Here is an 11,418-nt window from a genome sequence, read left to right on the forward strand (position 1 = left end):
AGGCCGCCGCACACCGTGGATCTGTTTCGCTCCGCCCCTGTCGCCCAGCCCCTGGCGGCGCGCCTGCGCGCCACCAGTCTGGACGAGTACGCCGGGCAGGAGCATGTGCTGGGCCCCGGCAAGCCGCTGCGTGAGGCGCTGGAGCAGGGCGCGCTGCACTCGATGATCTTCTGGGGCCCGCCAGGGGTCGGCAAGACCACCTTGGCCAAGCTGCTGGCCCAGGTCTCCGATGCGCACTTCGAGACGATTTCTGCCGTGCTGTCCGGGGTGAAGGAAATCCGCCAGTCGGTGGAAGTGGCCAAGCAGCAGGCTGCTCAGTACGGCCGGCGCACCATCCTCTTCGTCGACGAGGTGCACCGCTTCAACAAGAGCCAGCAGGATGCCTTCCTGCCCTATGTGGAAGACGGCACGCTGATCTTTATCGGCGCCACTACAGAAAACCCCTCGTTCGAGCTGAATAACGCGCTGCTCTCGCGGGCCCGCGTCTATGTGCTGAAGAGCCTGGACGAAGCGGCCATGCGCAAGCTGGTGCAGCGCGCCCTGAGCGAAGAGAAGGGCCTGGGCAAGCAGAATCTGAGCCTGCCGGAAGAAAGCTTCCAGGTTCTCCTGGCCGCCGCCGACGGCGACGGCCGCCGCCTGCTCAACCTGCTGGAGAACGCCGCCGACCTGATGGAAGACGGCGGTGAGATCGGCATCGAGCTGCTGCAGAACCTGCTGGGCGACAGCCGCCGGCGTTTCGACAAGGGCGGCGAGGCCTTCTATGACCAGATATCCGCGCTGCACAAGTCGGTGCGCGGCTCCAATCCCGACGGCGCGCTGTACTGGTACGCGCGCATGCTCGATGGTGGTTGCGATCCGCTGTACCTGGCCCGGCGTGTGGTGCGCATGGCCAGCGAGGACATCGGCAACGCCGACCCGCGTGCCCTGACCTTGTGCCTCAATGCCTGGGACGTGCAGGAACGCCTCGGCAGTCCCGAGGGTGAGCTGGCGGTGGCCCAGGCCATCGTCTATCTCGCCTGCGCGCCGAAGAGCAATGCGGTGTACACGGGCTTCAAGGCGGCTATGCGCGAGGCCGCCGAGCACGGTTCGCTGGAGGTGCCGCTGCACCTGCGCAACGCGCCGACCAAGCTGATGAAGGAGTTGGGCTATGGCGAGGAATACCGCTACGCCCACGACGAGCCGGACGCCTATGCCGCCGGTGAGGACTATTTCCCCGAGGAACTGGAGCCGCGCCGCTACTACGAGCCGGTGCCACGCGGCCTCGAACTGAAGATTCGCGACAAGCTGGCCCACCTGGCCAGCCTGGATGCAGCCAGCCCACGGCGGAGACGCAAGCCATGATCGGCGTGGTGTTCGCCGTCGCTCTGGGCGGTATGATCGGTACCCTCGTGCGCTATGCGACCGGCAATTGGGTCACCAGCCACTTTCCCCAGCATTTCTACAGCGCTACCCTGGCGGTCAATCTGGTTGGCTGTCTGATGATCGGCTATCTGTACGGGCTGTTCCTCATGCGCCCGGAAGTGCCGGACGCGCTACGCGCCGGGTTGATGGTCGGCTTCCTCGGCGGTCTGACCACTTTTTCATCCTTTTCCCTCGACACGCTGCGCCTGCTGGAAAACGGCCAGGCACCGGTAGCCATCGGCTATGCGGCTATCAGCGTGTTGGGCGGCCTGCTTGCTACCTGGGCCGGCCTGACATTAACCAAGCTCTGAACGAGAACCTCCCATGCTCGACTCCAAACTGGTCCGTACCCAACTGCAGGACATCGCGGATCGCCTGGCAACCCGTGGCTTCCAACTGGACGTGGCGCGCTTCGACGCGCTCGAGTCCCAGCGCAAGTCGGTGCAGATGCGCACCGAACAGCTGCAGGCCGAGCGTAACGCCCGCTCCAAGTCCATCGGCCAGGCCAAGGCCCGTGGCGAGGACATCGCGCCGCTGCTGGCGGAAGTCGACAAGATGGGCAGCGACTTGGAAGAGGGCAAGCGCGAGCTGGACGGCATCCAGAGCGAGCTGGACAACCTGCTGCTGAACATCCCCAACCTGCCGCATGAGTCCGTACCGGTGGGCGCCGACGAAGACGGCAACGTCGAAGTGGCACGCTGGGGCACCCCGCGAAGCTTCGATTTCGAGATCAAGGACCACGTCGCCCTCGGCGAACAGCACGGCTGGCTGGACTTCGAGACCGCCGCCAAGCTTTCCGGCGCGCGTTTCGCCCTGCTGCGCGGCCCCATCGCCCGCATGCACCGTGCCCTGGCCCAGTTCATGATCAACCTGCACACCGGCGAGCACGGCTACGAGGAGGCCTACACCCCGTACCTGGTGCAGGCCCCGGCCCTGCAGGGCACCGGCCAGCTGCCGAAGTTCGAGGAAGACCTGTTCAAGATCAGCCGCGAAGGCGAGGCGGACTTCTACCTGATCCCGACCGCCGAGGTGTCGCTGACCAACATCGTCTCCGGCGAAATCCTCGACGCCAAGCAGCTGCCGCTGAAGTTCGTCGCCCACACCCCGTGTTTCCGCAGCGAGGCGGGCGCCTCCGGTCGCGATACCCGCGGCATGATCCGCCAGCACCAGTTCGATAAGGTCGAGATGGTGCAGATCGTCGATCCGGCCACCTCCTTCGAGGCTCTGGAAGGCATGACCGCCAACGCCGAACGCGTGCTGCAGCTGCTCGAGTTGCCTTACCGCAAGCTGGCCCTGTGCACCGGCGACATGGGCTTCTCCGCGGTGAAGACCTACGACCTGGAAGTCTGGGTGCCGAGCCAGGACAAATACCGCGAGATTTCCTCCTGCTCCAACTGCGGCGACTTCCAGGCCCGCCGTATGCAGGCGCGTTTCCGCAACCCGGAAACCGGCAAGCCGGAGCTGGTGCATACCCTCAACGGCTCCGGCCTGGCGGTGGGCCGTACCCTAGTGGCGGTGTTGGAGAACTATCAGCAGGCCGACGGCAGCATCCGCGTGCCGGACGTACTCAAGCCCTATATGGGCGGCATCGAAGTTATCGGCTAGGTCGATAGCGAATGCACAATAGCGGGGTGGCGATGGCCACCCCGTTTTTTTACCTCCGGTGAGAGTGAGTCATGGATTTCCTTCCGCTGTTCCACAAGCTTCAGGGGCGTGTCGTGCTGGTCGTCGGTGGTGGCGAGGTGGCGCTGCGCAAGGCGCGCCTGCTCAGCGATGCAGGTGCGCAGCTGCGCGTGGTTGCGCCGGAGATTCGTGGCGACCTGCGCGAGCTGGCGGGTGAAGGGGCGACCTCCCTGCGTGGCTACGAGTCCGCGGACCTGCAGGGCGTGGCCCTGGTGATCGCCGCTACCGACGACGAGCCGCTCAATGCGCGCATCTCCGCCGAGGCTCAGGCCCTAGGCATTCCGGTCAACGTGGTGGACGCCCCGGCCCTGTGCAGCGTGATCTTCCCGGCCATCGTTGATCGCTCGCCGCTGATCGTCGCCGTCACCAGCGGCGGCGACGCGCCGGTGCTGGCGCGACTGATCCGCGCCAAGATCGAGACCTGGATTCCCGCCACCTATGGGCAATTGGCGGGGCTGGCCAAGCGTTTCCGTGACCGGGTCAAGCAGCTGTTCCCCGATGTGCAGCAGCGCCGGGTATTCTGGGAAGACGTGTTCCAGGGACAGATTGCCGAGAGCGTGTTCGCCGGCAAGCTGGGCGAGGCCGAGCGCCTGCTCGACGCCAAGGTCGCGGGCGCTGCGCCGCGTGCGTTGGGCGAGGTGTATCTGGTCGGCGCCGGTCCGGGCGACCCCGACCTGCTGACCTTTCGCGCCCTGCGCCTGATGCAGCAGGCCGATGTGGTGCTCTACGACCGTCTGGTGGCACCGGCCATCATCGAGCTGTGCCGCCGCGATGCCGAGCGTATCTACGTCGGCAAACGCCGCTCCAAGCATGCGGTGCCGCAGGAGGAGATCAACCAGCTGCTGGTGGACCTGGCCAAGCAGGGCAAGCGCGTGCTGCGCCTGAAGGGCGGTGATCCGTTCATCTTCGGCCGGGGTGGCGAGGAGATCGAGCAGCTGGCGGCCGAGGGCATCCAGTTCCAGGTGGTGCCGGGCATTACCGCGGCTTCCGGTTGCGCGGCCTACGCCGGCATCCCGCTGACCCACCGTGATCATGCTCAGTCCGTGCGCTTCGTAACCGGTCACCTCAAAGACGGCAGCACAGATCTGCCGTGGGGCGATCTGGTGGCACCGGGGCAGACCCTGGTGTTCTACATGGGCCTGGTCGGCCTGCCGAGCATCTGCCAGGAGCTGATCGCCCACGGCCGCGCCGCCGACACGCCGGCGGCGCTGGTGCAGCAGGGCACCACGCAGAACCAGCGGGTGTTCACCGGCACCCTGGCCGACCTGCCCCAGCTGGTGGCCGAGCACGAGGTGCATGCCCCGACTCTGGTGATAGTTGGCGAAGTGGTCACCCTGCGCGAGAAGCTGGCCTGGTTCGACAAGGCCCAGTAAGTCTTCAGCGCCTCATCCTTTGCGGGCGATGCCGCGCCCGCTCAGATGCTCGCGCCCATGAGGGCCGTCGAAGCTCTGCTGCGGGCCCAGTGGCACGATGCCGGTCGGGTTGATGGTGCGGTGGCTGGCGTAGTAGTGGTGCTTGATGTGCTGGAAGTCCACGGTCTGCGCCACGCCCGGAAACTGGTACAGCTCGCGTAGCCAGCCGCTGAGGTTCGGGTAGTCCGCCAGGCGCCGCAGGTTGCACTTGAAGTGGCCGTGGTACGCCGCGTCGAAGCGGATCAGCGTGGTGAACAGGCGGATGTCGGCTTCGGTCAGGTGCTCGCCGGTCAGGTAGCGGCGCTCACCCAGTAGCTGCTCAAGGCGATCCAGTTCGTCGAACAGCGTGCCAAAAGCCTCCTCGTAGGCTTCCTGGGTGGTGGCGAAGCCGGCGCGGTACACGCCGTTGTTTATCGCCGGGTAGATGCGTGCGTTGAGTTCGTCGATCTCGCCGCGCAGCACCTCGGGGTAGAGGTCCAGGTCATTGCCGGCGATGTCGTCGAAGGCCGAGTTGAACATGCGGATGATCTCCGCCGACTCGTTGCTGACGATGCGCTGTTGTTGCTTGTCCCACAGCATCGGCACGGTCACCCGGCCGGTGTAGTGCGCATCGTCCAGGGTGTAGCGCTGGTGCAGATACTGCAGGCCGTCCAGGGCGTCGCCGCTGGAGCCGGTGGCAGGATCGAAGGTCCAGCCCTGTTCACGCATCAGCCAGCTGACCACCGAGACGTCGATCAGCTCGCTCAGTCCCTTGAGCTGGCGATAGATCAGCGTGCGATGGGCCCAAGGGCAGGCCAGCGATACAAACAGGTGATAGCGGCCGGCCTCGGCGCGGAAGCCGCCTTCGCCGCTAGGGCCGGGCTTGCCATCGTGGGTGATCCAGTTGCGCCGTTGTGCGTTCTCGCGCTGGAAACGGCCGTCCTTGCCGTTCTCGTACCACTGGTCATGCCATTGACCTGCAATGAGCTGTCCCATGACTGGCTCCCTCATGAATGAATAGGGGGACAGTCTATTGATTTGCGCTCGATGAATAAGTGCAAAAATAAGGCTTAAATTATCGGTCAATCCGATAGTTGGCGTGCATCCCAGCGCTTGCGGGCCTCGGCGAAGGCAGTCTGGCGATCATGACCCAGCGCGTGGAGCGCCAATGCCATGGTGCTGTGCACCGCCAGCTCGCCGTAGCTGTCCTCCCGCTCGCCGCGCCAGAAGGCCAGCAGCTGCTGCGGGTCCAGGCTCTCTGGCTTGACGTGGCGCTGAGCGGAAAGGGCGGGCCATTCCTCGTCCCAGCTCTCGCCGTTCTCGGTGCCGTACAGGTGGCAGATGCCGTCCGGGTTGACCTCGATCTCTCCGCCTTCGCCCTTGACCACAATGGCGTGGTCGCCGAGCAGCTGGCTGGCCTCGCGGTGCACCGCCTGGTAGCCGGGGTGGAAGATGCTCTGCAGGCCGACGCGTGCGCCCAGTGGGTTGAGGATGCGCGCCAGTGAGTGGATCGGCGAGCGCAAGCCCAGGGTGTTGCGTAGGTCGATCATCCGCTGCAGCTGCGGCGCCCAGGCGCCCAGGGGGGTGAAGGCCAGGTTGTGGCGGTCCAGCGTCTCGCCGACTTCGCTCCAGTTGCTGCACAGCGGAATCTCCAGCGCCTGTAGCAACTGCTCGCTGTACAGGCGCCCGGCGGTATGCGCGCCGCCGCCGTGGACCAGGATGCGCAGGCCGCTGCTGGCCAGTGCCTTGATCGCCAGCAGGAACCAGGGCAGATGGCGCTTCTTGCCGGCATAGGTCGGCCAGTCGATGTCCACGGCGATCTGCGGCGCATTCAGGCGCTCGCGGATGGCCTCGGTGAAGCCGGCTAGCTCCTCGGCGCTTTCCTCCTTGTGCCGCAGCAGCATGAGGAAGGCGCCCAGCTGGGTGTCCTCGACCTTGCCGTCGAGCAGCATGCCCATGGCCTCGCGTGCTTCCTCGCGGGTCATATTGCGCGCGCCGCGCTTGCCTTTGCCGAGGATGCGCACGAACTGGGCGAAGGGATGTTCCGGCGGGGCGACGAGATTCATGGCGAGGCTTTCACAGGCAATTCGTGGGTTTCGGCAGGCCGGCCAGCTTGGCGGCGAGCTTGGCTGGCGTGCCCTTGAACAGGCGGTTGAGGTGCAGGCTGTTGCCTTTCTCCGGGCCCAGCTTGAGGGCCACGTATTTGATCAGCGGGCGGGTGGCCGGCGACAGCTGGAATTCGGCGTAGAAGCCGCGCAGCAGTTCGAGAACCTCCCAGTGCTCGCTGGATAGCTGTATCTCCTCGCTGGCTGCCAAGGCCTCCGCGGTGGCTGGCGACCAGTCGGCCAGGTCCGCCAGGTAGCCGTCCTGGTCCAGAGCAATCTCGCGGCCTTCGATCTGCAGGATGCTCATAGCCAGCTGTTGACCTTGGCATAGCGGCCGCAAAGTTCGACGAACGCCGGGTAGTCGATGGCCTGGGCGCGAGCAGGAGCTTGCAGAGCGCGGGCTTGCAGGTCTTCTTCCAGTGCGTACAGGGCGATGCCGGCGGGCATCAGCTGCAGCGCCTGCAGCTGGGCGGTGCCGGGTTGCAGGGCGTACACGGCGTCGCCGGTCAGCAGCAGGCCATCTTCAGGGCCGAGCAGGCGCAGGCAGCTGCTCAGGCGGCTATCGCTGAAGGGCGAGTGGGAAAGCAGGTGCAGGGTGGCCATCAGATCGTCACTACCAGATCGAAACGCTCGAGAAGCAGGGTGAGGGCGGTGTCGTCCAGGCGTTCGGCGGGCAGCGCCAGTGTTGCTTCATCCAGGCCGCGTTCGGCGAGGCTGCGGCTGGACACGAACAGCTCCTCCACGCCGAACAGTGGTAGCGCCTGCAGGTTGGCGCTCAGGTCCTTCTGCTGCAGTGCGCCGGGCTGTTGGCCGGTGGCCAGCTGGAACACCCCGTCGTCGAGAAACAGCAGGCCCAGCGGCAGGTCGAAGGCGCCGCCGGCCAGGGCGATATCCAGCGCCTCACGGGCGGACGGGCCGGCCCAGGGCGCCTGGCGGCTGATGATCAGCATCGATTTGCTCATCAGTGGCCTCCGAAGCAGACCAGACGGTCCGCCATCTGCGCCGCTTCGTGCAGCTGGCCAAGGCCGGACAGCTCCCAAGGTGCGTCCAGATTGGCGGCCGGCTTGTTGTAGCGCTGCGCTTCCTCGGCGTTAAGCACGCCACGGCGCAGGGCGGCGGCGATGCACACCACGGCGTCGAGCTGGTGCTGCTGCACGAAAGTGCGCCATTCGCCGGAGAGGTCGAGCTCGTCCTGCGCGCTGGCGATGTTGCCGGAGGCGCTGTGCACACCGTCTTGATAGAAGAACAGGCGGGCGATCTCGTGGCCGCCGTCCAGCGCCGCCTGGGCGAAGCGCAGGGCGCGGCGCGAGGAGGGGGCGTGGCTCGGGGCGAACAGGGCAATGGCGAACTTCATGGCGAGTCTGCGGCTACTTGCGGATGTCGCCATGATAAACGCCGAGGCATGAAAAAGCCCGCCGAAGCGGGCTCGTTCAACGGTGCGGCGAATCAGTCGTCGCTGCCCATGATGCCGAAGATCTGCAGCAGGCTGACGAACAGGTTGTAGATCGACACGTACAGGCTGATGGTAGCCATCACGTAGTTGCGCTCGCCGCCGTGGATGATTTCGCTGGTCTGATACAGGATGCAGGCCGAGGCGAACAGCACGAAGCCGGCGCTGATGGCCAGTTGCAGGCCGCTGATCTGGAAGAAGAAGCCGGCCACCATGGCGCCCAGCAGGACGAAGCAGCCCGCGGTGATGAAGCCGCCGAGGAAGCTCATGTCCTTGCGGGTGGTCAGCACATAGGCGGACAGGCCGAAGAACACCAGAGCGGTCATGCCCAGTGCGCTGACGATCAGCTCGCCACCGTTGGCCATGCCGGCATAGATGTTGAGGATCGGGCCCAGCACGTAGCCCATGAAGCCGGTCAGGGCGAAGGCACAGAGCAGGCCCCAGCCGCTGTTGCGCAGCTTGGCGGTGAGGAAGAACAGGCCGTAGAAACCGACCAGGGTGATGAGGAAGCCCGGGTGTGGCAGATTCAGTTGTGCGCTGAAGAAGGCGCAGAGCGCGCTGAACACCAGAGTCATGGCCAGCAGGCCATAGGTGTTGCGCAGGACTTTGCTGGTTTCCAACTGGTCCGTCTGCGCGTGGGCGAGTGCGTAGTCCTGTTCGTGCATGGCATCCCTCCTGAGGGGGTAAAAATCCGTGGTCGGGTCGATCATAACAGAGCAGGTCCGCCTGCCAATTGCGAGAGTTTGACAGTGTGTTGCGTTCGGGTAGTATGGCGGCCCGCTACGCGGAGGGTTGGCAGAGCGGTTGAATGCAACGGTCTTGAAAACCGTCGAACGTGAAAGCGTTCCCAGGGTTCGAATCCCTGGCCCTCCACCAAATTGACAATCAAGGGTCTAGACGGCGTCTAGGCCCTTTTTTGTGCCTGCAGAAACTGCTCGCGGCGACACCTAATTGGCGAGAGCCGGGCAACTGCCCTGCAGGCTGTCGTCGAAGCCGCTGATCTGCGGCAGCGCCTTGCCATCGGCTCCGGCATTGCAGGCGAGATGGTAGATGGTGTTCTGGCTGTAGGGCAGCTCCCAGGAATGGTAGGTCTTGGACAGGTCGGCATCGGTGCCGGAGCGGCCCAGCACTATACGGGGGAAGTCAGTGCCGTCGTGGATGCAGATCTGGTTGCCCTGAACGGCCAGCCGGTCCGACTGCAGCGCGCCGGGCGCCGGGATGTAGCACCAGGCCACGCTCACGTTGTGGCTGCAGTTGTTGATCAAGGTGATGACGTTGGGGCCGCCGCTGGCGATCTGGATGCAGGTGTTGACGGTCTCGGCGCCGGGCTGCGGGGCAGGTGGGGGCAGCGGTTTCGCCGCGGGGCGTGCCTTGCCGACGCGGGCCAGCTGCGCGGCGAGACGGTCTAGGCCTCTGTCGATGGCAACGCTGCGCTCCGCTGTCGGCCTGCCCGCGATGAAGCGGGCATGACGCGCTGCCTGGTCGGCATAGACCGCTGCCAGGGTGGCTTCGCCTAGCTCGGCATATTGATCGCGTCTGGTCTCGGCAATGCGCATTTGCTCCCGCGCATCGTCGCTCGGCGAACCGGCAGCCGTTTTGGCCTGCACCTGTTTCACTCTGGCTAATCGCTTGCGCAGCCGACCGGCCTCGTCGGCATAGCCACGTTGCCTGGCGAAATCGAGGGCCAGCTGGGGATAGAGATTGCCGTCCTCCACGTACTGGCCGGAGAGGCCGAACAGGTAGAGCCGCATGGTCAGGTTCGGGCTGCGCAAGGCCTCGGAGCGACTGGCGGCCTTGACCAGCTCCAGGCCCGGGCCGCCGTAGAGCATGCGGACGTCGCCCTGTTTCGCCAGAAGGGCACGGTAGTGCTCGACGGCCTTGTCCTTATCGCGCTTTAGCCAGTACTCGGCCAGGCGTCCCTCGACCCGGCTGACGGCGCCACCTTCTCGTGGGCTGCGGTCCAGGCTTTCCTCGGGCTGCTCCCAGGCCCGCAGCGCGGCGCGCTGGCCCTCCATCAGGGCCGACAGCTCGCGCTCGGGCAGGCCGCTCTGCCTGTAGTTGTCCGCCGCCATGACGTAGTAGGACACCGCGCTGCTCCAAAACTGCTGCCGCTCGCTACGGTGGGCATCGGCCAGGTTGAGTTCTGCCGCTTCACGGTAACGGCCGGCCTGGGTCAGGTCTGCGCTGGTGGGTGACTTGAGGGGGGGCGAGCAGCCGATCAGCAGCATGGATAGACCGAGCATTCCTACGGTTCTAGTCATTGTCATGTCCGGTTTCCTGGAGGTGCTGTGCTGGGGGCTTTCGTCTCACGTCTGTGTGTCGATGCTTCTGCACCTGCATGAGTTCCCGTTGCGGCTACGGGGGAGTGGGATGAGTTCGGGATGAATTTGCGGCGCTGTCGCAACTTAATTGACTTGGTGGCAATTAAGTTGTTGATATTTATATAAATTTGTTTTTGGTTTTGGCGTGCCAAAAGTGCCGCTGCGCTTTGCTGGTGAGGTTCGATGCGTGTAACATTCGTGGCCTCTGCTACGCCGATTTCAGGACGAAATCGGGGGCGTTGATGCAGCGAATCGCAATCTCTGGGAGAGCTGGCTAGCGCCGCTTTTTCGTATCGAATTTCCTGCCAAGTACGGTTTTCTGGCGTTTGCTTTCTGGCGCAGATGCGCCAAGCTAAGTTCGTTGATTGCTGTGTTGCGACAAAGGTGCAGCGAGGTGTCGCTTGATTAAGGTGCTGGTGGTCGACGACCACGATCTGGTTAGAACGGGTATCACCCGCATGTTGGCCGACATCGACGGCCTGCAGGTGATCGGCCAGGCCGACTCCGGTGAGGAAGCGCTGAAGAAGGTGCGCGAGGTGCGTCCGGACGTGGTCCTGATGGACGTCAAGATGCCCGGCATCGGCGGCCTCGAAGCCACCCGCAAGCTGCTGCGCAGCCATCCTGATCTGAAGGTCGTCGCGGTCACCGCCTGTGAGGACGATCTGTTTCCCACCCGCCTGCTGCAGGCCGGCGCCGCCGGTTACCTGACCAAGGGGGCGGCATTGGAGGAAATGGTCCAGGCCATCCGCATGGCCTTCGCCGGCCAGCGCTACCTCAGTCCGCAGATCGCCCAGCAGCTGGCGCTGAAGTCCTTCCAACCCAACAGCGGCGGCTCTCCGTTCGACCTGCTCTCCGAGCGCGAGATCCAGATCGCCCTGATGATCGCCAACTGCCAGAAGGTGCAGACCATTTCCGACAAGCTGTGCCTGTCGCCGAAAACCGTGAATACTTACCGCTATCGCATCTACGAGAAGCTCTCGATCACCAGTGACGTGGAGCTGGCCCTGCTGGCCGTGCGCCACGGCATGGTCGATGCCGTCAGCTGAGAGCCTTAGGCAAGGCCGGGA

Annotated in this window: 13 protein-coding genes and 1 tRNA gene; 6 read left to right on the top strand and 8 right to left on the bottom strand. The window is 65.0% G+C overall.

Annotated features, from left to right (window positions below; translation table 11 throughout):
• The first annotated feature begins 15 nt into the window (after positions 1 to 15).
• The 4 genes from IB232_RS08185 to cysG all read left to right on the top strand — a co-directional run bounded on the left by IB232_RS08185 (position 16) and on the right by cysG (position 4,457).
• Positions 16 to 1,341, top strand: a complete 1,326-nt coding sequence (locus tag IB232_RS08185; RefSeq protein WP_192398033.1) for a replication-associated recombination protein A — start codon at positions 16 to 18, stop codon at positions 1,339 to 1,341.
• Positions 1,338 to 1,712: a fluoride efflux transporter CrcB gene (crcB, locus tag IB232_RS08190; RefSeq protein WP_192398034.1), complete on the top strand. Its 375-nt coding sequence runs from the start codon at positions 1,338 to 1,340 to the stop codon at positions 1,710 to 1,712. Before IB232_RS08185 ends, crcB begins: the two co-directional genes overlap by 4 nt.
• Before the next feature lie 13 nt (positions 1,713 to 1,725).
• Complete coding sequence (serS, locus tag IB232_RS08195; RefSeq protein WP_192398035.1) at positions 1,726 to 3,006, top strand: serine--tRNA ligase; 1,281 nt, start codon at positions 1,726 to 1,728, stop codon at positions 3,004 to 3,006.
• A 71-nt stretch (positions 3,007 to 3,077) separates the two neighbouring features.
• Entirely contained in the window at positions 3,078 to 4,457 is a 1,380-nt protein-coding gene (cysG, locus tag IB232_RS08200) for a siroheme synthase CysG (RefSeq protein WP_192398036.1), read from the top strand.
• 12 nt (positions 4,458 to 4,469) lie between these two features.
• Here cysG and IB232_RS08205 read toward each other — a convergent pair whose 3' ends face one another.
• From IB232_RS08205 to IB232_RS08235, 7 genes are all read right to left on the bottom strand, one after another.
• Positions 4,470 to 5,471: a glutathione S-transferase family protein gene (locus IB232_RS08205; protein ID WP_192398037.1), complete on the bottom strand. Its 1,002-nt coding sequence runs from the start codon at positions 5,469 to 5,471 to the stop codon at positions 4,470 to 4,472.
• 86 nt (positions 5,472 to 5,557) lie between these two features.
• Positions 5,558 to 6,541, bottom strand: a complete 984-nt coding sequence (locus tag IB232_RS08210) for a glycosyl transferase family protein (protein ID WP_192398038.1) — start codon at positions 6,539 to 6,541, stop codon at positions 5,558 to 5,560.
• A 10-nt stretch (positions 6,542 to 6,551) separates the two neighbouring features.
• Positions 6,552 to 6,887 carry a TusE/DsrC/DsvC family sulfur relay protein gene (locus IB232_RS08215; RefSeq protein ID WP_192398039.1) on the bottom strand — a complete coding sequence of 112 codons (336 nt, stop codon included), beginning with the start codon at positions 6,885 to 6,887 and terminating at the stop codon, positions 6,552 to 6,554.
• Positions 6,884 to 7,183, bottom strand: coding sequence for a sulfurtransferase complex subunit TusB (tusB, locus tag IB232_RS08220; RefSeq protein WP_137973338.1), 300 nt, complete (start codon positions 7,181 to 7,183; stop codon positions 6,884 to 6,886). Before tusB ends, IB232_RS08215 begins: the two co-directional genes overlap by 4 nt.
• A complete protein-coding gene (gene tusC / locus IB232_RS08225) occupies positions 7,183 to 7,542 on the bottom strand; it encodes a sulfurtransferase complex subunit TusC (protein ID WP_192398040.1) in 360 nt (119 codons plus the stop codon). The genes tusB and tusC overlap by 1 nt, the downstream gene beginning before the upstream one ends.
• A complete protein-coding gene (tusD, locus tag IB232_RS08230) occupies positions 7,542 to 7,934 on the bottom strand; it encodes a sulfurtransferase complex subunit TusD (RefSeq protein WP_192398041.1) in 393 nt (130 codons plus the stop codon). Before tusD ends, tusC begins: the two co-directional genes overlap by 1 nt.
• A gap of 92 nt (positions 7,935 to 8,026) precedes the next feature.
• Entirely contained in the window at positions 8,027 to 8,695 is a 669-nt protein-coding gene (locus IB232_RS08235; protein ID WP_192398042.1) for a Bax inhibitor-1/YccA family protein, read from the bottom strand.
• Positions 8,696 to 8,816: 121 nt separating this feature from the next.
• Between IB232_RS08235 and IB232_RS08240 the strand changes: the two genes are divergently transcribed.
• Positions 8,817 to 8,906 (top strand) — tRNA-Ser (locus IB232_RS08240).
• 71 nt (positions 8,907 to 8,977) lie between these two features.
• On the opposite strand, the gene IB232_RS08245 is transcribed toward IB232_RS08240, so the two are convergent.
• The gene (locus IB232_RS08245; RefSeq protein WP_192398043.1) at positions 8,978 to 10,297 is read right to left on the bottom strand and encodes a hypothetical protein; all 1,320 of its coding nucleotides are present in this window, start codon (positions 10,295 to 10,297) and stop codon (positions 8,978 to 8,980) included.
• Positions 10,298 to 10,752: 455 nt separating this feature from the next.
• Between IB232_RS08245 and uvrY the strand changes: the two genes are divergently transcribed.
• Positions 10,753 to 11,397 (top strand): UvrY/SirA/GacA family response regulator transcription factor, encoded by a 645-nt coding sequence (uvrY, locus tag IB232_RS08250; protein WP_137973333.1) that lies wholly within the window; start codon positions 10,753 to 10,755, stop codon positions 11,395 to 11,397.
• Positions 11,398 to 11,418 lie beyond the last annotated feature (21 nt).

It is taken from the genome of Pseudomonas sp. PDM15, assembly GCF_014851565.1.
Lineage (GTDB): Bacteria > Pseudomonadota > Gammaproteobacteria > Pseudomonadales > Pseudomonadaceae > Aquipseudomonas.